Annotated in this window: 30 protein-coding genes; 14 read left to right on the top strand and 16 right to left on the bottom strand. The window is 63.8% G+C overall.

Translation table 11 applies throughout. The annotated features are described in order from the left end of the window. Positions 1-55: 55 nt before the first annotated feature. Complete coding sequence (locus AHA_RS21960; RefSeq protein WP_256681955.1) at positions 56-178, bottom strand: hypothetical protein; 123 nt, start codon at positions 176-178, stop codon at positions 56-58. Between the two features lie 61 nt (positions 179-239). Continuing rightward, positions 240-1127, bottom strand: a complete 888-nt coding sequence (locus AHA_RS12115) for a helix-turn-helix domain-containing protein (protein WP_011706232.1) — start codon at positions 1125-1127, stop codon at positions 240-242. Positions 1128-1294: 167 nt separating this feature from the next. Here AHA_RS12115 and AHA_RS12120 point away from each other — a divergent pair, with 167 nt between their 5' ends. Both AHA_RS12120 and AHA_RS12125 read left to right on the top strand, forming a co-directional pair. Next, complete coding sequence (locus tag AHA_RS12120) at positions 1295-2206, top strand: DMT family transporter (protein WP_043161018.1); 912 nt, start codon at positions 1295-1297, stop codon at positions 2204-2206. Between the two features lie 57 nt (positions 2207-2263). Further along, positions 2264-3118, top strand: a complete 855-nt coding sequence (locus AHA_RS12125) for a LysR family transcriptional regulator (RefSeq protein WP_011706234.1) — start codon at positions 2264-2266, stop codon at positions 3116-3118. Positions 3119-3201: 83 nt separating this feature from the next. Here the strand turns inward: AHA_RS12125 and AHA_RS12130 are convergent, their stop codons facing one another. After that, on the bottom strand, positions 3202-3981 hold the full coding sequence (locus AHA_RS12130; RefSeq protein WP_011706235.1) for a TSUP family transporter: 780 nt from the start codon (positions 3979-3981) through the stop codon (positions 3202-3204). Between the two features lie 207 nt (positions 3982-4188). Then, positions 4189-4950, bottom strand: a complete 762-nt coding sequence (locus AHA_RS12135) for a tRNA-uridine aminocarboxypropyltransferase (RefSeq protein ID WP_011706236.1) — start codon at positions 4948-4950, stop codon at positions 4189-4191. Positions 4951-5117: 167 nt separating this feature from the next. Here AHA_RS12135 and AHA_RS12140 point away from each other — a divergent pair, with 167 nt between their 5' ends. Then, complete coding sequence (locus tag AHA_RS12140; RefSeq protein ID WP_011706237.1) at positions 5118-5531, top strand: VOC family protein; 414 nt, start codon at positions 5118-5120, stop codon at positions 5529-5531. Positions 5532-5609: 78 nt separating this feature from the next. Here the strand turns inward: AHA_RS12140 and AHA_RS12145 are convergent, their stop codons facing one another. Together AHA_RS12145 and AHA_RS12150 are read right to left on the bottom strand one after the other, a co-directional pair. Then, a complete protein-coding gene (locus tag AHA_RS12145) occupies positions 5610-6599 on the bottom strand; it encodes a D-alanine--D-alanine ligase (RefSeq protein ID WP_011706238.1) in 990 nt (329 codons plus the stop codon). Positions 6600-6799: 200 nt separating this feature from the next. Next, positions 6800-7408, bottom strand: a complete 609-nt coding sequence (locus AHA_RS12150) for a 2OG-Fe(II) oxygenase (RefSeq protein ID WP_164927656.1) — start codon at positions 7406-7408, stop codon at positions 6800-6802. 287 nt (positions 7409-7695) lie between these two features. Here AHA_RS12150 and AHA_RS12155 point away from each other — a divergent pair, with 287 nt between their 5' ends. Further along, on the top strand, positions 7696-8172 hold the full coding sequence (locus AHA_RS12155) for a glutathione peroxidase (protein WP_011706240.1): 477 nt from the start codon (positions 7696-7698) through the stop codon (positions 8170-8172). 159 nt (positions 8173-8331) lie between these two features. After that, positions 8332-9717 (top strand): DEAD/DEAH box helicase, encoded by a 1386-nt coding sequence (locus tag AHA_RS12160; RefSeq protein WP_011706241.1) that lies wholly within the window; start codon positions 8332-8334, stop codon positions 9715-9717. 51 nt (positions 9718-9768) lie between these two features. Here AHA_RS12160 and AHA_RS12165 read toward each other — a convergent pair whose 3' ends face one another. From AHA_RS12165 to AHA_RS12180, 4 genes are all read right to left on the bottom strand, one after another. Then, on the bottom strand, positions 9769-10233 hold the full coding sequence (locus AHA_RS12165) for an acetyltransferase (protein WP_011706242.1): 465 nt from the start codon (positions 10231-10233) through the stop codon (positions 9769-9771). A gap of 17 nt (positions 10234-10250) precedes the next feature. After that, positions 10251-10742 carry a GNAT family N-acetyltransferase gene (locus AHA_RS12170; protein ID WP_011706243.1) on the bottom strand — a complete coding sequence of 164 codons (492 nt, stop codon included), beginning with the start codon at positions 10740-10742 and terminating at the stop codon, positions 10251-10253. Positions 10743-10775: 33 nt separating this feature from the next. Further along, positions 10776-11108, bottom strand: coding sequence for a YnfA family protein (locus tag AHA_RS12175; RefSeq protein ID WP_011706244.1), 333 nt, complete (start codon positions 11106-11108; stop codon positions 10776-10778). Between the two features lie 172 nt (positions 11109-11280). Further along, complete coding sequence (locus AHA_RS12180) at positions 11281-12126, bottom strand: DUF5718 family protein (RefSeq protein WP_011706245.1); 846 nt, start codon at positions 12124-12126, stop codon at positions 11281-11283. A gap of 356 nt (positions 12127-12482) precedes the next feature. Between AHA_RS12180 and cyaB the strand changes: the two genes are divergently transcribed. The 5 genes from cyaB to AHA_RS12205 all read left to right on the top strand — a co-directional run bounded on the left by cyaB (position 12483) and on the right by AHA_RS12205 (position 15928). Next, positions 12483-13055, top strand: coding sequence for a class IV adenylate cyclase (gene cyaB / locus AHA_RS12185; protein ID WP_011706246.1), 573 nt, complete (start codon positions 12483-12485; stop codon positions 13053-13055). Next, entirely contained in the window at positions 13052-13444 is a 393-nt protein-coding gene (locus AHA_RS12190) for an NUDIX hydrolase (RefSeq protein WP_026141403.1), read from the top strand. The genes cyaB and AHA_RS12190 overlap by 4 nt, the downstream gene beginning before the upstream one ends. Before the next feature lie 169 nt (positions 13445-13613). Beyond that, on the top strand, positions 13614-14120 hold the full coding sequence (locus AHA_RS12195; protein ID WP_011706248.1) for a GNAT family N-acetyltransferase: 507 nt from the start codon (positions 13614-13616) through the stop codon (positions 14118-14120). A gap of 267 nt (positions 14121-14387) precedes the next feature. Continuing rightward, a complete protein-coding gene (locus AHA_RS12200) occupies positions 14388-15506 on the top strand; it encodes a glycerol dehydrogenase (RefSeq protein WP_164927657.1) in 1119 nt (372 codons plus the stop codon). Between the two features lie 116 nt (positions 15507-15622). After that, positions 15623-15928, top strand: coding sequence for an antibiotic biosynthesis monooxygenase family protein (locus AHA_RS12205; protein ID WP_011706250.1), 306 nt, complete (start codon positions 15623-15625; stop codon positions 15926-15928). A 206-nt stretch (positions 15929-16134) separates the two neighbouring features. On the opposite strand, the gene pdxY is transcribed toward AHA_RS12205, so the two are convergent. The 3 genes from pdxY to AHA_RS12220 all read right to left on the bottom strand — a co-directional run bounded on the left by pdxY (position 16135) and on the right by AHA_RS12220 (position 19002). Then, entirely contained in the window at positions 16135-16998 is an 864-nt protein-coding gene (pdxY, locus tag AHA_RS12210; protein WP_011706251.1) for a pyridoxal kinase PdxY, read from the bottom strand. Positions 16999-17604: 606 nt separating this feature from the next. Next, the gene (locus AHA_RS12215) at positions 17605-18360 is read right to left on the bottom strand and encodes a DUF429 domain-containing protein (protein WP_011706252.1); all 756 of its coding nucleotides are present in this window, start codon (positions 18358-18360) and stop codon (positions 17605-17607) included. 78 nt (positions 18361-18438) lie between these two features. After that, the gene (locus tag AHA_RS12220; protein WP_011706253.1) at positions 18439-19002 is read right to left on the bottom strand and encodes a VC2662 family protein; all 564 of its coding nucleotides are present in this window, start codon (positions 19000-19002) and stop codon (positions 18439-18441) included. 318 nt (positions 19003-19320) lie between these two features. Here AHA_RS12220 and AHA_RS12225 point away from each other — a divergent pair, with 318 nt between their 5' ends. The 4 genes from AHA_RS12225 (at position 19321) to ybcJ (ending at position 22373) form a co-directional block, all read left to right on the top strand. Further along, positions 19321-19671: a phasin family protein gene (locus tag AHA_RS12225; RefSeq protein ID WP_011706254.1), complete on the top strand. Its 351-nt coding sequence runs from the start codon at positions 19321-19323 to the stop codon at positions 19669-19671. Between the two features lie 93 nt (positions 19672-19764). Then, complete coding sequence (locus AHA_RS12230) at positions 19765-21549, top strand: class I poly(R)-hydroxyalkanoic acid synthase (protein WP_011706255.1); 1785 nt, start codon at positions 19765-19767, stop codon at positions 21547-21549. Further along, positions 21546-21950: a MaoC family dehydratase gene (locus AHA_RS12235; RefSeq protein ID WP_011706256.1), complete on the top strand. Its 405-nt coding sequence runs from the start codon at positions 21546-21548 to the stop codon at positions 21948-21950. The genes AHA_RS12230 and AHA_RS12235 overlap by 4 nt, the downstream gene beginning before the upstream one ends. A gap of 189 nt (positions 21951-22139) precedes the next feature. Beyond that, positions 22140-22373, top strand: a complete 234-nt coding sequence (ybcJ, locus tag AHA_RS12240; RefSeq protein WP_010674882.1) for a ribosome-associated protein YbcJ — start codon at positions 22140-22142, stop codon at positions 22371-22373. Positions 22374-22633: 260 nt separating this feature from the next. Here the strand turns inward: ybcJ and AHA_RS12250 are convergent, their stop codons facing one another. The 3 genes from AHA_RS12250 to AHA_RS12260 form a co-directional block, all read right to left on the bottom strand. After that, positions 22634-23107 carry a DUF4442 domain-containing protein gene (locus tag AHA_RS12250; RefSeq protein WP_164927658.1) on the bottom strand — a complete coding sequence of 158 codons (474 nt, stop codon included), beginning with the start codon at positions 23105-23107 and terminating at the stop codon, positions 22634-22636. A 150-nt stretch (positions 23108-23257) separates the two neighbouring features. Next, positions 23258-25009, bottom strand: a complete 1752-nt coding sequence (locus AHA_RS12255) for an ABC transporter transmembrane domain-containing protein (RefSeq protein WP_011706258.1) — start codon at positions 25007-25009, stop codon at positions 23258-23260. 109 nt (positions 25010-25118) lie between these two features. Further along, a complete protein-coding gene (locus AHA_RS12260) occupies positions 25119-26855 on the bottom strand; it encodes an ABC transporter transmembrane domain-containing protein (protein WP_011706260.1) in 1737 nt (578 codons plus the stop codon). Between the last annotated feature and the right edge of the window lie 75 nt (positions 26856-26930).

Consider the following 26930-nt stretch of genomic DNA (forward strand, 5'->3'; position numbering starts at 1 on the left):
GATGGCGCAATAGTGGCAAAGTTGTCGGGAAAATCCTATCGGGTCGTGGCGATTTTCAGCGGGAACTGTGAGGAACGAGCGGTTCGGGCGGGGTCGGCATGCCAAGGCGGCCCTGAGGGGCATTCCAGTGGCTGAACCAGAGGTGGCGGGTACGGATCTGACGTTTGCGATGATTCAAGGGCAACTCCTGTGCAGGTTGAAGGAACGAGGCTCCCCCTCGTTGCCAACCAATCTGCCGCCTATCTGTGACAGGAGGATGACAGCTGGCTGCGCCACTGCCCTGGGGTCAGGCCGAATGCCTCCCGGAAGCGGTTGCCAAGGTGGGCCTGGGACGAGAAACCGCACTGGATGGCGATGCTGGCCAGGGAGTCGGCGCCGGCCAGCAGCTGCTTGGCCCGCTTGAGCCGCAGCCCCAGCAGGTAGCGATGGGGCGGACAACCCAGGCTCTGGCCGAACATGCGGGCGAAGTGGTATTCGCTCAGGCCCGCCTCCTGCGCCAGCTCGGCCAGGGTGACAGGTTCGGCCAGATGGGCCAGCAGGTACTCCTGCACCCGCCGGATCACCGCCGGCGCCAGGCCACCACGCACCTCGGGCAGGGGCGGCGCCTCCCGGGTGTGGTGGCGATAAGCGTGCAGCATCAGCATCCAGGCGCCGTGGGAGAGCGCCATCCGATCCACCTGGTGCTGCCAGTCCAGCTGCATCAGCTGGCCCTGCACCAGGGTAGCGGCCTTGGGATCGTCGATGAAGGTCTTGTCTTCCAGCAGCAGGTGGCGTCCCTCCTTGTCGCACACCTCTTCGGCGATGCGGGTCAGGTGGGCCGGGGTGAAGTAGAGGTGGAAGAAGCGAAACTCCTCGCGCACCAGCCACTCGGATCTGTGGTGATCCGGCATGATGCACACCTTGCCGGTGCCGCCGTGGCCGCCCGGGCCGTCCAGCCGCTCGGTCTGCTCGCCCCCTTGCAGGTAGACGCTCAGGGTATGGTGGCCCGGCTTGTGGTAGCGGGTCTGATCGTAACAGTTGCGCCAGCTGGCAACACCGAGGCCGGGTTCCAGCCAGCAGGCGTTCTCCAGGCGCGCGCCCGTGCTGACCAGTGCATCGAATACTCCCGCCGGCTTAGTCTGCAGCACCCGCTCCGTTCCTCTTGTTGCTTGCCTGATGGCCCTTGTGCGCCATCTTAACGCGGCGCGGCGGCAAAGGCTGCGGCTGCCTGCAAAAAACCGCAAGATGGTGTAAGCCCGCCACCGCCGCCCACTGCATGCTGATCCCATGTCGTTGTCATCTCACCGGATACCCCATGAATCTGATGCTCTATCTTGCCACCGTCCTTATCTGGGGCAGCACCTGGATCGCCATCGCCTGGCAGCTTGGCCCCATTCCCATCGAGGTCTCGGTGCTCTATCGCTTCGCCCTGGCGGCGCTGGCGCTGTTTGCCCTGCTCACCGCCAGCGGCCGTTTCCCGCGCCTGCCCTGGGCGGGTCAGCGCTATGCGGCCCTGCTCGGCGGCCTGCTCTTTTCCACCAACTTCCTCTGCTTCTACCACGCCACCCTCTACATTCCGAGCGGCCTGTCGGCGGTGATCTTCGCCAGTGCCAGCATCTTCAACGGCCTCAACCTCTGGCTGTTCGAGGGCAAACGTCCCGGCCTGCGCTGGCTGCAAGGATCCTTGCTGGGGCTCCTCGGCACCCTCTTGCTGTTCTGGCCGGTGCTGGCGGATGCGCAACTGGGTGCAAACGGCTGGAAAGGTCTGCTGCTCGCCTGCGGCGGCACCCTCTGCTTCTCGCTCGGCAACCTGGTCTCGGCCCGCGGCCAGCGCCAGGGCTACCATGTGCTGCAGCTGGTGCCCTGGGGCATGGTCTATGGGGTGGTGTTGCTGCTGGGCTGGGTCACCCTGCTCGGCCAGCAGCTGGTGATCCCGACCGACGGTCACTACCTGGCGGCCATGGTCTATCTCGCCCTGTTCGGTTCGGTCATCGCCTTCACGGCTTATCTCACCCTGGTGGGGCGGATCGGCGCCAGCAAGGCCTCCTACGCCACCGTGCTGTTCCCCCTGGTGGCGCTCACGCTCTCCACCTTCTACGAGGGGTTCGTCTGGCAGCCGGTGTCGGTGGTGGGGGTCATGATCAGCCTGCTTGGCAACCTGGTGATCTTCGCACCGCCCCTGCGGGAGTGGCGCCTGCGCCCCGTCAGGACGGCGAAGGATGCTTGATCCCAACCCCGTCAGCCCCTAAGGTAACGCCTTCCTACGCAGATGACGGGAGGCGATATGTTACTGGAAGGGCTGGAGACACTCTGCCTGCTGGCCAGCGAAGGCACCATGGCCAAGGTAGCCAGCCGGCTCTATATCAGCCAGTCGGCGGTGAGCAAGCGCATTGCCCAGCTGGAGCAGCGCCTCGGCAAGAAGCTGGTCGAGCCGGACGGGCGCCAGATAAGGCTTACCCCCCAGGCGCAAGAGCTGCTGGCCCGGGTCGCTCCCAGCCTCGCCGAGATGAAGGGAGTGCTGGCCGACAGCCAGACCCTCACCGATCTGACTCCCCTGCCCGTCGCCTGCTCCGAGACCCTGCTGGCGGGCTACCTCGCCCGCTTCATGCACGACTACCTGCGACAGGATCCCCACCTCGCCCTCTCCACCCACCACACTCCGGTCATTCTCGCGCGGGTGCGCAGCGGTGATGCCCTGCTCGGCATCTGCGCTGGGCGCCTGCCACCGGGCCACGGCCTGGAGGCCAAACTGCTGCTGGAGGAGCCCTTCTATCTGGTGGAGGGCGATCAGCGCGAGGGCGAAAACGCCGATCAAGGGCTGCGCCAGATCCTCACCATGGACCTGGACAACCCCTCCAACCGCTACCTGCGCGAACCGCTGGCGGCCCTTGGCCTCATCCCCGCCATGGAGCTCGACTCCTACCTGGCGCTGATCGAGCTGGCCAAGGCCGGCATCGGCCCTGTGCTGCTGCCGGCCGGCCTGCTGGCGCTGGTCGGCGCACAGGGGCCCCAGGCTCGCCCCCTCGCCGGGCTCGCCCGCCCGCTGCATTTGGTCTATCGGCCAAACAGCCTCAAGCGTGCGCGCATCGCCCAGCTGGTGCAGGCCCTGCAAGCCCACTTCCAGCCGCTGGCCAGCTGAGCATCACAACACAAGGGGCCCGATCTTGCGGATCGGGCCCCTTTGTGTAGACAGCCATGACTGTCGCTGTCAGCGAAAAGCGCTTACCCCAGCCAGGCAAACAGTTCGGGGTACTGGCTCCACACCAGCTTGGCGGACATCAGCAAGGAGACGGTCACCAGCAGCGGCTTGATCAGCTTGACCCCTTGCTTGAGCACCATTTTCGAGCCGAAACGGGCACCAATGAACTGGCCCAGCGCCATGCAGAAGCCGACGCTCCACACCACCTTGCCCCCCAGCGCGAAAAACAGCAGCGAAGCGATGTTGGAGGTGAAGTTGAGCAGCTTGGTGTGGGCGGTGGCCCGCGCCATGCCAAAGCCTGCCAGCGCCACGAAACCGATGGCAAAAAACGATCCCGTGCCCGGTCCGAAGAAGCCGTCATAGAAGCCCACCCCGCCGCCCACCAGCAGGGCGAACGCCATGGGAGCGAGGCGGCGGGAGCTCTCGGCATCGCTCACCCGGGGAGAGAAGAAGAAGTAACAGGCGAAGGCCATCAGCAGGAAGGGCAGCAACCGCTCCAGGATGGCGGCGTCGATGGTCTGCACCGCCAGGGTGCCGAGCGCCGCGCCGATGAAGGTGCAGATCACCGCTGGCCAGATGATGTGCCACTCCAGCAGCCCCTTGCGGGCATAGAACCAGGTGGCGGAGAAGGAGCCAAAACTGCTCTGCAGCTTGTTGGTGCCGAGCACCAGCGCCGGCGGCATGCCGGTGGCGAGCAGGGCGGGCACCGTCAGCAGGCCGCCCCCACCGGCAATGGCATCGATAAAGCCGGCCACCAGGGCCACGCCGAACAGGGCAAGCAGGGTAAACAGTTCCAATTCCATCCATAGCCTCACAACATTGACGGGGCCGGCAAGGGCCCGCACGGCGCAGGCTCGCCATGAGCCTGATGAACAACGCTGGTCGTTATCCTAATGGGGCTTGGCTCATGAAGCTAACGAAACAGTGGCAGGCAATTGATTCCTGATTTTCATCAATTAATCATCCCTGTGAAACGGCTGGCAAGCATGCCGGCTCCCTCACCCCCCTGCTCAGGCAGCATCGGGGGCACAGGTCGCCTCATTGCCCTTGATGTCGGCCAGCGCCTGCTGCAGATGAGCTTCATCCTCGCCGGGGGCCCGGCTGACCCGGCCCGCCATGTAGCGGCTGCTGAAGAGATTGAACCAGAGCTGCAGTGCCTGTCCCGCCGCCAGCTCGCCGGCCACCTCCAGCACGCAGGCCGCCACTTCGGCGGTGCACAGGTGCTCGTCGCAGTGCGCTACCCGCATGCCATAGGTGGAGAGCGCATCGGGCTTGATGGAGAGCACCGGAAAGCCGTCCAGATAGGGGCTCTTGTTGAACATCTTGCGCGCCTCGGGCCAGGTGCCGTCCAGCAGGATGAACAGCGGCTTCTTGCCTGGGAGCGGGGTCACCACCGAGGTGAGCCGGGCCGGTGCCTTCTCGCAGGCGGGAAACACCACATAGGGTTGCCAGACGGGATCCGCCAGCAGGGCCAGCAGCTCGGGATGGGGCTTGGTACGCGACCAGAGAAACGCCCAGGTGGTATCCGGCAGCACATCGGCGATGAGACGGCCGGTGTTGGAGGGCTTCATCGGCTCGCTGTCGTACATCAGCAGGCAGAAGCCGGCCTCGGCCTTGAGCTCGGGGCGCCATTCGCAGGCACACCAGTCGTGGCGCAGCTGGCAGGCTTCGCAGCGCGGCACGCTGCCGCCACGGGCGAGAAAGGGTCGGGTCGAGACGCTCTTGCGCCAGATGCGCAGGCGATTGACGGCGTGATCGGGAATTGGCTTCATGGAACGCGGCTCTGGCGATGCCTATGGCAGGACAAAAAGGGGGGCAGATTGTAGCGAGCCGTCCACCGCGCAGCAAGGCCCCCCATCCGGGGCAAGCCGGGAGGCCACACCTCTCTATACTTGGTCGTCAACCCATGCACCCACGCATGGGACACAGGAGGACGACGATGGCAGAACAAGATATTGCCCGCGAGCACGCCCTGGCCGAAGGCACTACCTTCACCTGGCACGAGCTCTATCTGCCCGATGCCGAGGCCGGGATCCGTTTCTACACCGAGGTGCTCGGCTGGGAGAGCCAGACCATGGCGATGGAGGGCGGCGACTACCCCATGCTGGTTGCCAATGGCAGGCCGATCGCCGGCGTGCAGGCCACCCGGGGTCATCCCGAGATGGCCGGCGTACCACCCCACTGGGCAACCTATATCGCGGTGGATGACGTCGATGCCAGGGTACTCAGGGTCAACCAGCACGGCGGCAGCGTGGTGGTGCCCGCCATGAATATCCCGGGGGTCGGGCGCATGGCGCTGATTGCAGATCCACAAGGGGCGCACATCTGGCTGTTCACCCCGGAAGCTATGTGACATCGCCCACCGCAACAACGACAGAGGGGCCCGCAGGCCCCTCTTCATCATTCAGCTCACCCTGCTCGGACGCCGGCCTCAGACCGCCTTGCGCAGGATCTGCTCAAGGTAGTCGGCGAAGCGGTGACCGTGATGCTCCAGCAGTTTCGGGAACATGGAGATGGAGGTCATGCCCGGGAAGGTATTGATTTCGTTCAGCAGGATCTCGCCCTCTTCGGTCAGGAAGAAGTCGATACGCGACAGGTGGGTCAGTTTGAGCTGACGGAACGCCTTGAGCGCGTACTCGTGAATGGCGTCAGCCTGCGCCTGGGTCAGCCCCTCGGCGCGCAGTGCGGTCTCGGTGTGACTGGCGCTGCTGTACTTCTCTTCATAGGTGTAGAACTTGTCCTGCGGCACGCAGATCTCGCCCGGATAGGTGGCCACCAGCTCGTCACCGTACTGGTACACCGCCACTTCCAGCTCGCGCGGCTTGACCGCTTTTTCGATCAGTACCTGCTCGGAATAACCGAAGGCATCGGCAATGCCCTTCACCAGATCCGCTTCGTTGCTGGCGGAGTAGCAGCCAACGGAAGAGCCCTGGGAGGCCGCCTTGATGAAGACCTTGCCCCACTTGGCCAGCGCGGCTTTCGCCTCGCTCAGCGCCGCGTCGTTCTGCTCGGTCAGGAACAGATAAGGGGTGTTGGGGATGCCGATGGCGGAGAGCCACAGCTTGGTGCTGATCTTGTTGAAGCAGATCTTGCTCGCCTCGGCGTCGCAGCCCAGATAAGGCAGGCCCGCCAGCTCGAGGAAGGATTGCAGGTCGCCGGTCTCGCCAGGGTAGCCGTGGATGCAGGGCACCACGTAATCCACCGGCCGGGCCACGCTGTCAAACGACAGCAGCTTGTCCAGCCCCAGCTTGCATTCGCGGCCATCGGCGCTGAGCCAGCGGTCGGCAAACATCTCGACCCGGGTCACTTCCACGCCGGGCAGGAGGGAGAGCTGTTTTTCGAGGAAATTGGCACTGCGCAGCGAGACTTCGTGCTCGGAGCCACCGCCGCCGCACAGCAGCAAGACATGGATGTTCTTCATTAGATGTGATCCCTTGGGAAAAGCGGCTTCGCCATCACCATTTAAAACCCAACCGCATTAAAACCGGACGAAGCCAGATACGAAGATAAGTGCGGGCCAGTGTAGCAAGGGAGATCAAGCCTTGTCAGCCGATGGGAGCCCCATCCGCCGACAACGGCCATAAAAATTCCCGCCTGTGTCAGAAATTGGATGAAAAGAGATCAGCGCGGCGGATCGAGCCGGCCGTTGCCGCTGCCGTTGACCCGAAACCAGCCGGCGATGCTGTAGCGCTCCTGGTTGGCGGGCAACACCTCGTGGGGGAACTCTTCGGATAGAAACAGCACCAGCCGCCCGCCCCGGGGCGAGACATCCATCAGCAACTGCTCGTCGTCATCGTACATCCGCAGCACCCCACCCGCCTGGGGTTGCCAGTCGTTGTTGAGGTAGAACACCGAGGTGAGACGGCGGTTGGAGCGCCCGGCGAAGGCATCGCGATGGGTGGCATAGAAGTCACCGCTGCGATAGCGGGCAAAGTGGGCCTCGTAGTCGAACAGCCCCAGCATCAGCATCCGGTTGGCGGCCAGCCGCAGTGCCTCCATCCGGGCCAGATAGTCGGCCACCGGCGCACCGAGGGAGGGTTCGAGCCAGTGGATCTGATCCCGGCGAATGGTGCGGTTGTCCTGATGCAGGGCATCGCGACCGATCCCCGCCGGCCGCCACGCATCCGGCAGACACGCCTTGAGGGCATCCACCTCGGCGGCGGTTAAAAAATCATCCACTATCACCCATCCCCGGGTGTATATGGCGTCCATGACGGCTTGATAGTCCAAGATTGACTCGCAACAAGTGGAGAGAGGGCGCTTTTTAGCGACTTCCAGGGCAAGACACAAACCGGTTTGCTTATCCTCAGAAGTCACACCATCAATACGCTATCCGGGCACACAAGGCCCCCATTATCTGGTCGCCCTCGCCAGCCTGTGATCCGGCGCACTCAAATGGCCTCATACCAGGCCAGATCTTTCATGGCAAAGGGGAAAGCGGCGCTTGCTCCGCGCCGTCGCGCCCGTTACCGTGGAGCGATACGCCCTGAATGGGCCCCATGCAACAGGAGTGCTTCATGTCATTGCCCGACCTTATCCTGCAACGCCTTGACGGTACCGAACTGCCCTTGTCCACCCTGCAAGGCCAGGTCATGCTGGTGGTCAACGTCGCCAGCCGCTGCGGCTTTACCCCCCAGTACACCGGACTGGAGGCGCTTTATCGCGAACTGGGCCCACGCGGGCTGGTGATCCTGGGCTTCCCCTGCGATCAATTCGGCCATCAGGAGCCGGGAGATGCAGAGGAGATCGCCCGCTTCTGTTCCCTCGACTATCCGGTCAGCTTCCCCATCATGGCCAAGTGCGAGGTCAACGGCGAGCAGGCCCACCCCTTCTATCAGTGGCTCAAGAAGGAGAAACCGGGTCTGCTGGGGCTGGAGAACGTCAAGTGGAACTTCACCAAATTCCTGATCGACCGGGACGGCGAGGTGGTTGACCGCTTTGCCCCCACCACCAAACCCGAGAGCCTGCGAGACGATATCCTGGCCCTGCTCTGAGGCCGCGGCACGCGGCAGCCGGACAACGCGACACGGCTGCTGCGTGCAGGGCGCGCATCTGCTATATTACGCCCCCGTTATCATTTCCATCTTGTGGCGGGTGCCAGCGCACCTGCCATCCGCTGAGCCCAAGGCTCACCAGAGGAGTCTCTCTCGAACATGTCATTCAACGAACTGGGTCTGTCTCCGCACATCCTGCGGGCCGTCAAGGAGCTGGGTTACGAACAGCCAACCCCCATCCAGCAACAAGCCATCCCCGCCATTCTGGCCGGACAGGATGTGCTCGGCGGCGCCCAGACAGGCACAGGCAAAACGGCCGGTTTCACCCTGCCCATGCTGCAGCGCCTGCTGGCCAACCATGGCCGTGGCCGCCGTCAGGTGCGGGCCCTGGTGCTGACCCCGACCCGCGAACTGGCCGCCCAGGTGGGTGAGAGCATCATCAAATATGCCCACCACCTGCCGTTTCGCACCCTGATCGCCTACGGCGGCGTCAGCATCAAGCCCAATCTGGACGCCATCAAGCTCGGCATCGACATCCTGGTGGCCACCCCGGGCCGTCTGCTGGATCTGCTGACCCAGGGGGCGCTGACCCTGTCCGAGCTGGAAGTGCTGGTGCTGGACGAAGCGGATCGCATGCTCGACATGGGCTTCATCGTCGACATTCGCCGCATCATGAAGGCGCTGCCGGCCGAACGGCAGACCCTGCTGTTCTCCGCCACCTTCTCAAGCGAGATCAAGGCGCTGGCGGATGACCTGCTCAAAGAGCCCACCCTGATCGAGGTGGATCCCAGCAACACCGCCGCCGAGCAGGTGACCCAGCGCATCATCCAGGTCGACCGGGAACGTCGCCGCGAGCTGCTCTCCCACATGATCGGCCGTGGCAACTGGCAGCGGGTGCTGGTGTTCGTGCGCACCAAGCAGATCGCCGATCGCCTGGCCCAGCAGATGCAAAAAGACGGGCTCGATACCGTCGCCATCCACGGCGACAAGAGCCAGGGTGCCCGCAACCGGGCGCTGGCGGATTTTCGGGAAGGCAAGGTGCGGGTGCTGGTGGCGACCGACATCGCCGCTCGCGGCCTCGACATCGATCAGCTGCCCCACGTGATCAACTTCGAGCTGCCCCAGATGGCGGAGGATTACATCCACCGCATCGGTCGCACCGGCCGCGCCGGCCGTGGCGGCGAGGCCATCTCGCTGGTGAGCCAGGACGAGCTGGGCCAGCTCAAGGGGATAGAGGCGCTGATCGGCCAATCCCTCTCGGTGGAGATCCTGGAAGGGTATGAGCCCAGTGGCAAGCCGAGCCGGCAGACCCTGCCGGGCAGCAAGCCGGTACAAAATCCGCCGCGCGCCCGTGGCGCCGCCAATGCCAAGGGCGGCAACGGCAAATCCGCCGCAGGCAAAAGCAAGGCAAAGAGCGATGGCGGCAAGAAGCCAGCCCCAGCCCGCAAGCGGGAAGTGGTGGGCGAGGATATCGGCTTTACCCCCATGCGCCGCCTGCCCAAGGCCCAGCGCGACGACTATCAGGACAACTCCAACGAGGAGTAACAAGCCGTCCTGATCCCGTCATAACAAAAAACCGCCCAAGGGCGGTTTTTTTCATGATGGCGCCACCGGTCTGTCAGTGCCAGCTGTCGCAATGGACATGTGCAGCAACGGATAGGGTCTGCCCTGCCCGTCCAGCGCCGAGCGCCCCACCACCTCGAAGCCCAGGCGGCGATAGAAGCCGAGCGCCTGCTCATTCTGCTCGTTGACGTCCACCCGGGTCGCCGCCAGCCTGGCGATGGCATCGGCCACCAGCAGGCGACCCACCCCGCCTCCGCGCAGCGCCGGGTCGATGAACAGCATCTCGATGTTGCCCTCGTGCACCCCGCAAAAGCCGGCGATACCCTGGTCGTTGCGGGCGCAGGTGAGGGTCACGGCGTCAAGGTAGTGTGCCAGAATGAGCTCGCGCAGGGTGGCGATCTCCTCATCCGGCAAAAAATGGTGGGTGGCGCGCACCGACGCCTCCCACAGCGCGATCAGGGCCTGATAATCACCGCGCTCTGCCTGCTCCAGTCTCATATCTATCTCTATCGTACTCACTCAACAGATTGGTTGTTCGGGGCCTGCCCGGCCGTCGCCATGGCGTCGACCTGCTTGAGGACAAACCCCTTCTCGATGCCGGCCTTGAAGCCGAGCGACGCATAGAGCCGGTGGGCCGCCTCGCGCCCTTCCCCCGAGAACAGCATCACCTTGTAGTAATCCTGCTGCCAGGCGAGCGCGAGGGCATGGGTCAGCAACTGCCGGCTGATGCCCCGGCGCCGAAACGCAGAGGCCGTCACCACATGCTCCACCATGCCAAACGGCCGGCCGCCGTTGGTCAGGGTCGCTACCACGCCGAGCTGGCAGGTGGCCGCCAGCTGGCCATCCACCTCCGCCACCAGCAGGTGGAGATGAGGCTGCGCCAGCAAGGCCGTCAGCGCCGTGCGGGCCGCATCCGGCGCAAGCGCAGGGTCATGGGGGCGCAATTCCCGATAGAGCGCCAGCAAACCTGCCATGTCCTGCAGGGTACAGGCCCTGATGAGCGTCATCCTTCTTCTCCTTGAGCTGCGGGCGATGCGGCTTCACGCCTCGCGGGGGGCAAACATGATGATGGCCATGCCGCACAGGGCCACCAGCGACCCCACCAGATCCCACAGGCTGGGTCGGATGCCGTCCACCAGCCAGAGCCAGAGGATGGCCACGAAGATGTAGACACCGCCATAGGCGGCATAGACGCGCCCGGCTGCGGTCGGGTGCAGCGACAGGAGCCAGGCAAACAGCATCAGGCTCAACCCCGCCGGCAGCAGCAGCCAGACGCTGCGCCCCTGGGTCAGCCAGAGATAGGGCAGATAACAGCCCAGGATCTCGGCCAGCGCCGTCACCAGAAACAACCCCATGGTTTTCAACTCGCCCATCGGCTACCCCATTATTCAACAACCTGCTCGACAACGTGTTCGGCAAAAAGAGCAATGGTAAGCCAAATGGCCGAGCCGGGTAAGCGGGACCGAGTAACAATCGCGAGGGGGAGGATGGCGAATGCAACGCGCAGCCGGCCTTCCCCCGCCAGCACGGGGGAAGGCCGAGTTATCAGCGGGTCTTGACCGCCTGCAGCAGCACCGACAGATCCGGCCCGAACTGACGGGTGCGAATGGCCTCACGGATATCACTTTCGCTATAACGGCTGGCCGGATAGAGCAGCACGCAGGCGGTGTCGCCGGGCTTGAGGAAGTGGGTCTCGCCAAACGGGGTATAGCGGGTGGCGCCGATGCTGATGAGGGCATGGGCCGGACGTCCGGCCTGGGCCAGCAGCCCCTGGATGTGCTCGGCCGGCCCCTCGTCCTGCTGATGGTTGAACTTGTCGATGGCCCACGTCAGCAGTTGGCCGTGGAAGTAGCTGTAATCCACCGCCGCGCTGTCGACCCCGTAGGGGTGCAGCTCGCCGTCCCGCTCCAGGTAGCAGGCGATGCGGTAGTCATCGAGCTCGCAGCCGGCGGCGAAATGGGACAGGGGCAGCATCGCGGGGGCCAGCCCCTTGCTCTCTTCGCCCCAGTTCTTCTTCTCGCTGATCTTTTTGGCGTTGGGACGGCGGATGGAGCAGTCGTTGTAGGCACCAAAGGCGCGCGGATGGATGGCCACCACCTGCTCCCCCGCGTACTCCAGCTCGCACCAGAGCGCCACTTCCGGCTCTATCTGCACCTTTTCATCGCCGCTCACCGCCGCTTCCGGCAAGAAGATCGCATCGCCGCTCAAGGGGAAGACGCCGAGCTGGCCGGGGTGGCCCGGTACGTAGAAGGGGAACAGCGCCTTGGGGGCGCTGGTGTCGCGCACCACCACCGCCACGAAATCCGAGGCCTCGCCGGCCTGCTCCAGATGACCGGCGAAATTGCCCGCCACCCCGAGTCCGATAAACTTGCTCTCTGCTGTCACTTGCATCTTCTCACCTGCATCTTGCCAAAGCGAAGGCAGCGGCCCGGCACGGGGCGGCTGCCGCAAACGTGGCGAGGATTAAAACACAGGGATCTGCCCTCGCCCAGCCTGCACGCCCCATCCTGTGCGCCAGCGCGAACTTTTGCCGGCCGCTCGGCGAGCTTGTGAGCAACCGCCATGCCCACACTGACTCGACCGTGTGCGGTGCCTGCCCTTGATCACGGCGACAGGCTGCGCATTGATCAACCATGGCCCCCGGAAACAGATCGTTTCCACATCCTGCCGCCTTGCCCCTTGGGCCAGCCCGCCAACTTTGCTAGGCTGCCCGCCATGCCAATCCCCGCACTCAAGGATGCCTGCCGATGTCAGCACAGCACTTTCAGGGCCGCTTCGAGGTCGAGTTCAAATACAGGCTCGGCGATGTCGAGGCCTTCACCACTGCCCTCGCCGCCCTCAATCCCGAGGTGATGCTGGAGCGCAACCAGGAGCAGGACACCTACTTCGACACGCCGGACCGCAGCCTGAGCGCAGCGGGCAAGAGCCTGCTGATCCGCGCCATGCAGCCCTCCGGCATCCGGCTCTGGATCGTGAAGGGGCCCGAACCCGATCGCTGCGAGGCGGTCAACATCACCGACGCCGACAAGGCCATCAGCATGCTGCACACCCTGGGCTACCAGCCGATACTGACCCTTCGCAAAGTGCGCAGCATCTATTTCGTCGGCCCCTTCCACGTCACCCTGGATCACCTGGCGGGGCTTGGCGATTTTGCCGAGTTGGCCATCATGACCGATGACGAATCCTTGCTGCCAGATTATCGCCAGCAACTGCTGTCCCTGGCCGCCCGGCTCGGGCTGAACCCCGAACGGCTGGAGAGCCGCTCCTATCGCACCCTGTGCGAACAAGCCACCACCCCATCACCAGAGAGACGTTCATGATCGACAAACTCGCCTGGCTGACCTTCAAGGATCAGCAACTGCTCTGTGCCCGCTCCCACGGCAAGCACATCTACTACATTCCCGGCGGCAAGCGCGAAGCGGGAGAGAGCGACGAGGCGGCGCTGATGCGCGAAATCGAGGAGGAGCTGGCCGTGGCCCTCAAGCCCGACACCCTGGCGTTTGCCTGCGAGTTCAGTGCCCAGGCCGACGGCAAGCCGCAGGGGGTCAACGTCAGGCTGCGCTGCTACACCGGCGAGGCTGACGGCACTCCCGTCGCCTCGGCGGAGATCGCCGAGCTGCGCTGGCTCGACAGCCGCCATATGGCCGAGATCTCTCCGGTTTCCCGGCTGCTGTTTGCCTGGCTGGTCGAACAGAAGCTCATCCGCTGAGGGAAACCCGCCTGGAGGGCGTGATCGGGCGCACCCGGCGAGCGACAACGACTTGAAATTGGCGGCAGAAACGGCGAGTCTAGCCAGTCAGCCTGCCACCGGTCCCGTTGGCGGCAGGCGCCGCGGCAGACCGGGCCGGCGGCGTGAACTTCGTTGACAAGGACTCCTGATGGACATAGTTGAGGTTGATACCACCCAGGGCATCAAGCCTGCCCTCATCACTTTGCTGCAAGACAGCGTCGCCAGCGGCGCGTCGGTGGGCTTTCTGCCGCCGCTGACCGAAGAGCAGGGGCTCGTCTATTGGCAGGGCATAGAGACGGAGCTGGCCGCGGGCAGCCGCCGGCTCTGGGTCGCTTTCCTGCAACACCAGCTGGTCGGTGCCCTCCAGCTCTCGCTGTGCACCAAGGCCAATGGCCGTCACCGCGCCGAGGTGGAAAAACTGATGGTGCACAGTCTCCACCGTGGCAAGGGGGTCGGCCGTGCCCTGATGGCCAGCATGGAGCAAGGGGCCAGAGAGGCCGGTCGCAGCCTGCTGGTGCTCGACACCCGGGTGGGCGATGCCGCCTCCCGCCTCTATCGCCAGCTCGGCTACCAGGAGGCGGGCCAGATCCCCGCCTTTGCCCGCAGTGCCGACGGCACCCTGGCGGCCACCCTCTTCTTCTACAAGCAGCTCTGAGCCGCGCACTGCCTCCGCTTCGCGCGCCTCTTCACTGCTCGCCCTTACTCTGTAGCCACAGTGCGCCCTCCCCATGGAGGGCGCGTTGCGTTACCCCTCCAGCTTTCACAAAACAATCAAAACAGCATCAAGATTAATTTTGAGTCTGCTATAGCCCCATTTGCATACGATTGTTCCTTCACCTCACGCCAGACGAGGCGTATGGTGTGGCAGAAAGACCCGTTTGCATACCAAACGGATGCCGCTCACTGCCTTGAGGAATACTGCATGCCTATCCTGCCTCGTACCGTCACCTCCCCCAAAAAGTTCATCATCGGCCACGATCTGCTGCCCCAACTCCATGATCACGTAAAAGATTTCGGCGACAACGCCCTGCTCGTCAGCGACGAGTTCATTCTGGAGCGGGTGCGGGAGGAGACGCTGGCCGGCCTGCTGCAGGCAGGTCTGAAGGGGGCGGTCGAGAAGTTCAACTACGAATGCACCGACATCGAGATCCGCCGTCTGTGCGATCTGGCCGAACAACAGGGGGCCAACGTCATCGTCGGCATCGGCGGCGGCAAGACCCTGGACGTCGCCAAGGCGGTGGCCTTCTACCTGCGCCGCCCCGTGGTGCTGTTTCCCACCATTGCCTCCACCGATGCCCCCTGCACCGCCCTCGCGGTGATCTACAACCCGGCGGGCGAGTTCGAGCGCTATCTGTTCCTGCCCCAGAACCCGGATGTGGTTATCGCCGACACCGCCATCATAGCGGCGGCTCCCGCCCGCTTCTTCGCCGCCGGCGTAGGTGATGCGCTCGCCACCTATTTCGAGGCCCGCGCCTGTTACCGGGCGGACGGCATCAATCTGGTGGGCAAGCGCCCCTCCCGCACCGGCCTCGGGCTGGCCCGGCTCTGCTACGAGCTGCTGGGAGAGAACATCGAGCTGGCGATGGACGCGGTGCGCCACCATGTCACCACCCCGGCGCTGGAGCAGACCATCGAAGCTACCATCTATCTGAGCGGTGTGGGCGCCGAAGCGGGCGGCCTGGCGGCAGCCCATGCGGTCAACAACGGCATGTCGGTGGTGGCGGATCTGCACCGAGCCCAGCACGGCGAGAAGGTGGTGTTCGGCCTGCTCACCCAGCTGGTACTCGAGCGCGCGCCCCAGGCCGAGCTGGACGAGGTGATGCGCATCATCCAGCTGGCCGGCCTGCCCATGACTCTGCAGGAGATGGGGCTGAGCCGTTTCGTGGAGAGCGAGTGGCGCCAGGTGGCCAAACTTGCCTGCGATCCCCTCGACACCATGGGCAACATGCCGATGAGCGTCAGCGAGCAGGATGTCTACCACGCCATGATCGCGGCCAACGCCATGGCCGAGCGCTACCGGGCCCGTCACCCACGCGTCTGATCGGCACTCAAGCAGAGCCGTGATCATACCGACAAGGCCGGCTCCAGCGGCCGGCCTTGTCATTCCCTGCCCGACCTGCTGCAATGGCCCCTTTATCCTTGGGACAAGGAGTCACCATGATATTGGAAGTCGCCCATCTGCAGGTCATCTCCGGTCAGGCTGCCGCCTTCGAGCTGGCATTCTCCCAGGCCCAGCACATCATCAGCACCATGCCGGGCTACGGCGGGCACCAGCTCCAGCGCTCGCTGACCACTCCCCACCGCTATCTGCTGCTGGTCAACTGGCAGCGCCTCGAAGATCACACCCAGGGCTTTCGTGGCTCACCCCAGTACCAGCAGTGGAAGGCCCTGCTCCATCACTTCTACGATCCCTTCCCCACGGTCGAGCACTACCGGCAGGTCACGTTCGATGAGGCAGAGTAGCGGGAACAGGATAACGGTCTGATCTGAACCGGATGCCCGGTGTCAGGACCAAGATGACGGCTGAGGCGACATTGCCTCGTTCGGTGTGCAAGCAGATAAGCGGCGCAGGGATGGGCTGTTAACCGAGAGAGAAGTGAGGAAGAGTGATCAGGGGGCCAAGCAGAACGTGGATCATCCACGCCCAGACTTGTCCCCCGATGGCGCGATCAGGCCAGCCGTTCGGCCCGCGCCTTGATCAGGGGGGCGGCAAAGGCCTCCTGAGCCGCGATCAGCTGCAATTCATAGGCATCGGCCTGCCAGGTGTGCAGCAGTACCGCATCCACCGCCGCGTTGGTGCGCTCGAACGCGCTGACGGCATCGTAACCCGCCTGCAGATTGGCCAGCATCAGCGCGCTGATGAGGTCCCCCACTCCCACCGGCTGGCGGGCAAACTCGTAGAGCGGGCGGTCGATCAGATAATCCCCCTCGGGGGTGGCCAGCAGCATCTCGAAACGACCCGGCTCGCGAGCGGCGCGTCCAAGATGCTTGACCAGCACCATCTTCACCCCCCGTGCCAGCAACTGATGGGCTGCGGCCCGTGTCTGCGCCAGATCCGTCAGATGGACGTCGCACAGGGTCTCCAGCTCCAGCAGATTGGGGGCCATGATGTCGGCCACCGGCAGCGCCTTCTCGGTCAAGAAACGGGTCACCCCAGGGGCGACGATGCACCCTTTCTCTGGATGGCCCATCACCGGATCGCAAAAATAGATGGCGGCAGGATTGGCAGCCTTGACCGCGGCCACCACAGTCAGGATCTCGTCCCCCTGCTCCGCCGAGCCCAGATAACCGCTTAGCACAGCGTCGCAGTGGGCCAGCACCTCGATATTCGAGAGCCCCTCGCACAGGGCACTGATATGCCCTGCGGGCATCGCCATTCCTTGCCATCCGGCCGCATATTGGGTGTGGTTGGAGAACTGCACCGTGTTGATGGGCCATACCTCCATACCGAGACGGCGCATGGGAAACACGGCGGCGCTGTTGCCGGCACAGCCGAACACCACGTGGGACTGGATAGAGAGAATGCGTTTCATCGACATCACCGCAGAGAAGAGTCAGGGGAAAGGCGCAATATATCGGATGAAGATATTGCTCTTCCACCCTTGATCAGCACAAACCCTTATTTGGTCGGCAAAATTATCGATGACGCTGGTTGCCATCGCCATCACCGGCCCCCTCTGCACTGACATGCCGCAGCTTGCAACCGCGAGCATGGCCGGCATGGCTTGAGAAGGTAGTACAAAACTCTTGTTTGATGGCATATGAGATTAATAAATGGGCTTTTGGTGCGCAGAGCCATGTGATGACGAGTAAACCGGCAGATACCTGCGGCAGCCCCGGCCATCGGCCATCGGCCATCGGCCAGCAAGGCTGCAAGGCTGCAAGGCTGCAAGGCTGCAAGGCTGCAAGGCTGCAAGGCTGCAAGGCTGCAAGGCTGCAAGGCTGCAAGGCTGCAAGGCTGCAAGGCTGCAAGGCTGCAAGGCTGCAAGGCTGCAAGGCTGCAAGGCTGCAAGGCTGCAAGGCTGCAAGGCTGCAAGGCTGCAAGGCAATATAGTGGAAGGAGGCAACCGGTTGGTGCAAGTGAAGGTATAACCAGCCGGCCAAAGGCCGGATCGGGTTGGTCGGCCCGATCCGGTTTATCAGGGGCGAGTGAAGTGGTAAACCCAGCCTTCGTCCAAAGCCATCTCGGCAGGTGGCGCCACCAGTGCCGGCAGCAGGGAGACACTCCCCTTGGCGGCGTATTGCAGCGCCATCAGGGCGCAGATGGCGGCATCGTAGCGATCGGTCCCCGCCGTCACATCGGCCGGCAGATGCGCCAGCAGCTCGGCGCGCACCGCCGATGCCTTGCCCCCCACCTTGGCAAGAGCGGGATAGACCTCCAGCACGGCGCGATCGGCCTGCGGTTGCTGCTTGGGCACCAGCTGCAAGTCTGCCAATCGGGGCAGCATGGCGAGCGCCAGGGTCGCGTTGTTGCCGAGCCTATCGAAGGTGGCCGAGAGCGGCTTCTTGCCATATTGCCGGTGCAGCCAGCGCTCGCAATCCCGGTAGGCATAAGGGTTGTCTATCTCGCGCTGGGGCACGGCGCACTCGGTCGTCCTCCCCGCCAGCAGCTCGACCAAGGCGCGAGGAAACGCCAGCGGCGCGTCGATCCCGAGCGCCAACTGCGGGCAGGCCAGCACCTGCAGCAGGTGGATCTCGTCGTGCAGTGCCGGGCGCAGCAAGGCATCCAGATCCGGCGCAACCCGTGAGCTCAGTCGAAACAGGGGCGATACCCCAAACCAGTGCAGCCGCTGTTCACGCGCCTGCCACCCCACCACAGCCACCGCCTGGGCACTGCCCTGCCAGCCTCTTACGTCCCAGCCAATGCCGATGGCATCCATGTGTTCCATTGTCATGCCAGTGTCACCTCTGCACGCTATCAATGCAGCACAGGGTAATGGCTGGAGCCCCTAAAGCAAGGTTGGCGGCGCGGCTTAGAAGGATTTCTTGAAATTGATCAGCGGCAAGATGGGGAAAACCCCGTTCTCGGCGTAGTTGGCGAGGCCAATCTGCAGACCGTCCAAGTGCTTGGTGGCGTTGATGAAGCCCAGCTGGAAGGTGGTGCGCTCGGCATAGTTGACGAAGCCGACGTTGGCCAGGGCATTGCCCTTGGCGATGTTGACGGCACCCCAGTTGAGGCCCTGCACATTGTTGGTCAGGTTGACGAAGCCAAGGTTGACGCCCTTGTCCTGACCCTCGTGCCAGTTGACCGCGTTGATCGCCACCCCGCCAAACTGGTGGCGTACCCGACCGGCGCCAAGGAAGATGCCAAGCTGCAGACCGGTGAATTGATCCACGTCGGAGAGGGCGAAGACCGGCAGATCGATCCCTTTCACCTGACCGGTGCGACCATAGAGCACAGAGGCTCTGGCCCCCTCCACCTGATGGGACGCGGGCAGATTGACGCCGGGCAAGGAGAGCTGGACAGGGGTACTGGCGTGGGCAACGCCACCAAGGGCCACAGCCCCCATGGCAAGCAGCAGGCGAGCAGGTTTCATCGATGCATTCCTCAAGACTCAGGGAGTGGCGTCAGCCTACCAGCCCGGCGGCCTGGGAACGAGACCCGACGGACGTGGCTGCGTCACCCCTCGTCTGAATCGGGCCAGCCAAACTGGACAGACCAGAATCAATATTTCGCCAAAAATTAACATTTATATTATTTACATCAAGCCTCATTTGGTAACACAATGCCTAAACGTGCGTTTGAACAGAGCAAACGACACGCAACGACTTAAGGATGTAGTCGAACGGATGTAACCGAAGAATGGGCCCATCGGCCTTTTGCAATACCCTTCTGCCAACCACGGAGACACGCGATGAATATGGACGTAATCAAGACCTTTACCGAGCAGATGCAAGGCTTTGCCGCCCCCCTCACCCGTTATAACCAGCTGCTGGCCAGCAACATCGAACAGCTGACCCGGCTACAGTTGGCGTCCGCCAACGCCTATGCCGAGCTGGGACTGAACCAGCTGCAGGCCGCCGGCAAGGTGCAGGATGCCCAGAGCCTGGCGGCCCTCGGCACCGTCCAGCTGGAGACCGCCAGCCAGCTCTCCCGCCAGATGCTGGACGACATCCAGAAGCTCAACACCCTCGGCCAGCAGTTCAAGGACGACCTCGACGCCCTGGCTGCCGACGGCATCAAAAAGAGCACGGGCAAGGCCTGATATCCCCCTGGCTGCCCGCGACGGGCAGCCACATCTCCCCATGCTCCGTCACGACAGGCTCGCCCTGCGCCGGGGATGGGTGAAGGAGAGAACATGAGCCAATCATCTTACGGCCCGCTGTTCGAGGCCCTGGCCCACTACAACGACAAGCTGCTGGACATGGCCAAGGCGCAGACCGAGCGCACGGCCCAAGCCCTGCTGCAGACCAATCTCGACGATCTCGGCCAGGTGCTGGAACAGGGTAGCCAACAGCCCTGGCAACTGATCAATGCCCAGATGAACTGGTGGCAGGATCAGCTCAAACTGATGCAGCACACCCTGCTCAAAAGCGCAGGCCAGCAGAGCGAACCGCTCATCGCTCCCGAGCGCAGCGATCGTCGCTTCAAGGCCGACGCCTGGAGCGAGCAGCCCATTTATGACTACCTCAAACAATCCTATCTGCTGACCGCCAAGCACCTGCTGGCTTCAGTGGATGCCCTCGAGGGAGTGCCCCAGAAGAGCCGGGAGCGGCTGCGTTTCTTTACCCGCCAGTACATCAACGCCATGGCCCCCAGCAACTTTCTGGCCACCAACCCGGAGCTGCTCAAGCTGACCCTGGAGTCTGACGGCCAGAATCTGGTGCGCGGGCTGGCGCTGCTGGCCGAAGATCTCGAGCGCAGCGCCGATCAGCTCAACATCCGCCTGACCGACGAGTCCGCCTTTGAGCTGGGGCGGGATCTGGCGCTGACGCCGGGCCGGGTGGTGCAGCGCACCGAGCTGTATGAGCTCATTCAGTACAGCCCGACCACGGAAACGGTGGCCAGGACGCCGGTACTGATCGTGCCGCCCTTCATCAACAAGTACTACATCCTGGACATGCGGCCCCAGAACTCCCTGGTGGCCTGGCTGGTCGCCCAGGGCCAGACGGTGTTCATGATCTCCTGGCGCAACCCGGGTCCGGCCCAGGCCGACATCGATCTCGACGACTACGTGGTGGACGGCGTCATCGCCGCGCTGGATGGCGTGGAGGCGGCCACCGGCGAGCGGGAAGTGCACGGCATCGGCTACTGCATCGGCGGTACCGCCCTCTCCCTGGCCATGGGCTGGCTGGCTGCCAGGCGCCAGAAGCAACGGGTTCGATCCGCCACCCTGTTCACCACCCTGCTCGACTTCTCCCAGCCGGGGGAACTTGGCATTTTCATCCACGAGCCCATCATTGCGGCGCTGGAAGCCCAGAACGAAGCCAAGGGCATCATGGACGGGCGCCAGCTGGCGGTCTCTTTCAGCCTGCTGCGGGAGAACAGCCTCTACTGGAATTACTACATCGACAGCTACCTCAAGGGGCAGAGCCCGGTGGCGTTCGATCTGCTGCACTGGAACAGCGACAGCACCAACGTGGCGGGCAAGACCCACAGCAGCCTGCTGCGCCGGCTCTATCTGGAGAACCAGCTGGGGAAGGGGGAGCTCAAGATCCGCCACACCCGCATCGATCTCGGCAAGGTGAAGACCCCGGTGCTGCTGGTCTCGGCCATGGACGATCACATCGCCCTCTGGCAAGGGACCTGGCAGGGCATGAAGCTGTTCGGTGGCGAGCAGCGCTTCATCCTGGCTGAATCGGGCCACATCGCCGGCATCGTCAATCCGCCGGACGCCAACAAGTACGGCTTCTGGCAGAACGACGCCGAGGCCATCAGCCCCGAGGCGTGGCTCGCCGGCGCAAGCCACACCCCAGGCTCCTGGTGGCCGCAGATGGCCGCCTTCATCCAGAGCCGGGAAGAGGATCCCGCCCCCCTCCCTGCCCGCATCCCGAGCGAAGGGCTGGAAGCGGCCCCCGGTAGCTACGTCAAGGTAAGGCTCAACCCAGTCTTTGCCCAGACCCCCGAGGAGGAGCCAGCATGAGCATGCCTCCCTTCGAGGTGGGCCAACAGGCCAGCCTGACCAAGCGGTTCGGTGCGGCAGAGGTCGAGGCGTTTGCCGGGTTGTCGGAGGATTTCAATCCGCTGCACCTGGATCCCGCTTTCGCCGCCACCACGCCGTTCGAGCGCCCCATCGTGCACGGCATGCTGCTGGCCAGCCTCTTCTCGGGGCTGCTGGGCCAGCAACTGCCGGGCAAGGGCACCGTCTACCTCGGTCAGAGCCTCGCCTTCAAGCAGCCGGTGTTTGTGGGGGATGAGGTGACGGCAGAGGTGGAGATCATCGCCCTGCGCAGCGACAAGCCCATCATCACCCTGGCCACCCGCATCCTGACGGCCACCGGCGCCATCGCCGTCAGCGGTGAAGCCGTGGTGAAGTTCGGCTGAAAGGGGTTTGCCCCATGATCTCAGTCAGCCCGGCCACTGCCGGGCTGACTGCTATGGTGTGCGCCCCAAAAATGGTCTTGCAAACCACAATTGCCCGCAGAGAGGTGCCCTTGCCCTTTCTTTGGCGGCCCGAACTGCCTAAAATAACCGCCCTGCTGTTTCAGCCATTCATCCACTAGAGGATTTCCCATGGAGACGTTTCTGCTCGAAGGCCACCCCTTCGTTGCCTTGTGCGACCTTATCAAACATCAGGGTTGGGCCGATTGTGGCGGTGCGGCCAAGGCGCTGGTCGCCGAAGGGCTGGTAGAGGTGGACGGTCAGGTCGAGACCCGCAAACGCTGCAAGATCGTGGCCGAGCAAGTAGTCAACTTCAACGGCATGAAAGTGGTCGTGAAAGAAGGCGTCAGCCCCGAGATCCTCTGATCCCGACGCTCTGCCACGCAAGCGCTACCCAGCACAGTGGCCAAGCTGATGGCCAACTTCAACGACATGAAGGTGGTGGTGAAAGAAGGCATCAGCCCCGAGATCCTCTGATCCCTATGCTCTGCCACGCAAGTGCTACCCAGCACAGTGGGCGAGCAAGTGGTCAACTTCAACGGCATGAAAGTGGTCGTGAAAGAAGGCGTCAGCCCGGAGATCCTCTGACCTCGCTTGAATAAGGGCGCCAACGCGCCCTTTGATATTCAGCTGGCTTTGATCGACAGGGTCAGCACGAAGCGCGCCATCGCCTCATCCCCGTTCAGCGACGGACAGGTGGCCACCACCTGGATGGGGCGGTTGATGCGCTGACCGCTGGCCAGCGACTCGTCGATCATGGCGTCGATCACCTCCCCGGCCGCGCAGTCAAACTGCACATCCCCCTCGGGCCGTTTCAAAAACTCCCCCTGCACATCCTTGAAGGCGAAGTGCACCTTCTTGCGCCGCTGCCGCCCCTTCTCCATCACCAGCAGACCGCCCACCAGATCGGCGCCGGTGGCCAGCGCGCCGAAATACATGCTGCCCAGGTGGTTGCGGGTGCGCCAACCGAGCGGAATGCGAATGCGCAGCGTCTTGGCGCTCATCTCTTCGATGACGGGGGCACAAAATCCGATGACAGGGATATAGCGCCAGGCAAAGAGCCGCAGCGCCAGGTTGGCCTTCAAACGTTGCAAATCCATATGCGAACTGATCCGATGAGTTGATGTAAACAACATGTTGCCAGCATGGCTGGCGTTCGACAAGGACGCGGATCACGCTTGCCGTCATTTCCCCTCATCAAAAAAGAGGGAACCGCACGGGTTCCCTCTGCTCATTCCTGTGGCGGTCGATCAGGCCCGCTTCTCTTCCAGCCAGGCTCCCTGGCTCTGCATCTCGAACAGCTGGGCATAATGACCGCCCAGCGCCATCAGCTCGCCATGGCTACCCCGCTCGTTCACCTGACCGCGCGAGAGCAGCAGGATCTCGTCCGCGTCGACGATGGTCGAGAGGCGGTGGGCGATGGCGATGGTGGTACGACCGCGCCGTGCCGCCGCCAGCGCCGAAGAGAGGGCCAGTTCGGTCTGGGAGTCCACGCTGGCGGTCGCCTCGTCCAGAATGAGGATGCGCGGATCCCCCACCAGGGCGCGGGCAAAGGAGAGCAGTTGACGCTGGCCGGCGGAGAGGTTCTTGCCCCCCTCCTCCATCAGGGTATTCAAGCCCTCCGGCAGGCTCAGCACGAACTCGGCCAGCTGTACCTCGGTTAGCGCCTGCCACAGGCGCGCCTCGTCGATGCCGTCGCGGCCAAGGCGCAGGTTTTCCGCCAACGTCCCAACGAAGATAAAGGGATCCTGCTGTACCAGCCCGATGCTGCGGCGCACCGCCGAGAGCGACAGGCTCGCCATCGGGTGATCATCGAAGCGGATAAGGCCCTGATCCAGCGGGTAGAAGCCCATCAGCAGGCTGATGATGGTGGACTTGCCGCTGCCGGTATGGCCCACCAGCGCCAGCATCTGGCCCGGTTTGGCGGTAAAGCTCACGTCCCGCAGCACCTGCTGCTCGCCATCGTAGGAGAAGCTCACCCGCTCGAAGCTCACCTGCCCCTGGAGCGGGCGCATCTCGCCCTCGGTGCTCTCGCGCGCTTCATCGAGCAGGGCAAAGACCCGCTCCCCGGCCACCATGGCCTGCTGCAACTGGTTGAGCTGGTTGGTCATCTCGATGAGCGGCTCGATCATCCGTCCCAGATAGCTGATGAAGGCGTAGAGCACCCCCACCTGGATGGCACCCTCCGCACTCAGCCCCTCGCGGGCAAACAGCGCCAACAGGCCGATCAGCACCATCATGTAGAAGAGATCGATGAGCGGGCGCAGCAGGATGCCGTTGATCTTGAGGCTCTTGAGGCGCGCCGCCCAGTGCTGCTGATTCACCTCGGCAAAAGCGTTGGCGAAATGGCGCTCCTGCACCATGGCCTGAATGACCGGCATCCCCTGCAGCGACTCGTTGAGGCGGCTGTTGATGTCGGAGAGCAGGCTGCGGGTCGCCCGCACCACGGGCACGCTCAGTTTCTGATAGAGCCACATCACGCCGCCCACCGCCGGCAACAGACAGGCACACACCAGCATCAGCCGCAGATCCAGCAGCGCCATGGAGATGAGGATGCCGCACAGCAGCACCACCTTCTGCACCAGCAGCCCGATCACCTGCACATAGAGGTTCATGATCGCCTCGGTGTCGTTGGTGATGCGGGAGATGAGCGAACCGGAGCGATGCTGGTCAAAGTAGCGGGCCGGCAGCCGGATGGCGGTGGCAAACACCTGCTCGCGCAGCCGCTGCACCACCGCCTGGGCGATGCGGTTGAAGCGCAGGGACTGCAGGTAGAAACCGGCCGCAGACAATACCTGCAAGCCGAGATAGCCGGCGGCGATGGCCGTGATGGCCGGCCACACCAGCTGGCGCGGCGCCAGATAGTCATCGATGAACAGCTTGATGAGCAAGGGACCGGCCACTTCGGCGCCGGTGGCCAGCAGCAGGCAGATCCCCGCCTGAATGAGCCAGCGTGGATAACGGGCGCAGTACCCGAGCAGTCGTTTGATGGTCGGGTTCACAGGTGCTCCTCCACGTCTTGTTTCAGCCGCTGATGATGAGGCCCCAGGTCGACATACCAGCACTCGGGCTCAGCGCCATACAGAGTGAAGGCACTCTTGATGAGTGGGCTCACAGGCTCTCCTCCACGTCTTGCTCGAGACGCTGGTAACGCACCATGTCGGCGTACCAGCCGTTGTGAGCCATCAGGGCGCCGTGGCGACCCCGCTCACTGACATGGCCCTCTTCCAGCACCAGGATCTCGTCGGCCTGCTCCACCGCCGTCATCCGGTGGCTGACCAGGATCAGGGTACGCTTGTGGGCCTTGAGGGCATGCAGGATCTGCTGCTCGGTGTGGGCATCCACCGCCGAGAGGGCATCGTCGAGCACCAGGATGGGTGCCTCCAGCAGCAGGGCTCGAGCGATGGCGAGCCGCTGTTTCTGACCGCCGGAGAGGGTCACTCCCTTCTCCCCCACTTCGGTCTCATAGCCTTTGGGGAAACGGCTGATGTCGTCGTGCACGCAGGCGATGCGCGCCACCCGCTCAATCTCCTCCCGGCTGGCATCGGGGCGGCCGAGGGCGATGTTGGCGGCAATGGTGGTGGAGAAGAGAAACGGCTCCTGCGGCACATAGGCAAACTGACCGCGCAGCTCACCCAGCGCCAGTTGCGAGATGGGCACCTCCCCCATGCGGATCTCCCCCACAGTAGGGTTGGCCAGTCGCATCAACAGCTTGAGCAGAGAACTCTTGCCCGCGCCAGTGCGCCCGACGACTCCGAGCATGCCGCCGGCTTGCAGGGTGAAATCCACATTGCGCAGCAGAGTGCGCTGCTCGAGCTGGTAGCTGAGCGCCACGGCGCGCAGCGGAAAGGCCGAGGCCAGCGCCACCGGATGGGCCGGCTCTTCGATGTCGCTGCGCTCGTCGAGCAGGCTTTCAATCCGCGAATAGGCGGCGCTGCCGCGCTCGATGATGTTGAACAACCAGGCGATGGCGAACATGGGCCAGATCAGCTGGCCGAGGTACATGGTGAAGCTGGTGAGCTCCCCCAGGGTCAGCTCGTCACGCAGCACCAGGGCGCTGCCGCCGGCCACCGCCAGAAAGTAGGAGCAGCCGATGCAGAGGTAGATCACGGGATCGAACTTGGCATCGATGCGGGCCACCGCCATGTTGCAGGCGCCCGCCTCCCGGGTCAGCTCGGCAAAGCCGCGATCTTCAAGCGACTCCACCGCATAGGACTTGAGCACCCGCACGCCGGAGAGCGCCTCCTGGGTCTTGTTGTTGAGCCGCGAGAAGGCTCCCTGCGCCGCCTTGAACTCCTTGTAGATCTGGGTGCCGAAGCGGTTCATGAAGAACGCCATCACCGGCAACGGCAACAGGGAGAGCAGGGTCAGCTGCCAGGAGTACTGGCTGCACATGATGGAGAGCACCAGCACCCCGACGATGATGGAGTCCACCAGGGTCAGCACCCCTTCCCCCGCGGTCATCTCCACCGCCTGGATGTCGTTGGTGGCGTGGGCCATCAGATCACCGGTACGGTGGCGCTGATAAAAGTCCGGGCTCATGCGGGTGAAGTGGCTGAACAGCCGGTTGCGCAGCACATAGGCGAGCCGATAGGAGGCGCCAAACAGCATGACTCGCCACACATAGCGCAGCAGATAGATGAGCAGACCAAGACCGAACAGCCCGGCCAGATAGCCCGTCAGGGTTGCACTATCAAGGGACCCTTTGGCGATGCCATCCACCACCCAGCCCACTACCTTGGGCGGGATCACGGTCAACAGGGCCACCATCATCAACAGGGAGATGGCGATCAGGTAACGCCGCCACTGCTCCTTGAAGAACCAGCCCAGCCTTGCAAATACGCTCACGTAGATATCCTTTGTCGCGACCGGCCCAGGGCCGGCGCCCATCACGGGGAAACTCAATGCAATCGCCCCCGGCTG

Source organism: Aeromonas hydrophila subsp. hydrophila ATCC 7966, assembly GCF_000014805.1.
Taxonomy (GTDB): domain Bacteria; phylum Pseudomonadota; class Gammaproteobacteria; order Enterobacterales; family Aeromonadaceae; genus Aeromonas; species Aeromonas hydrophila.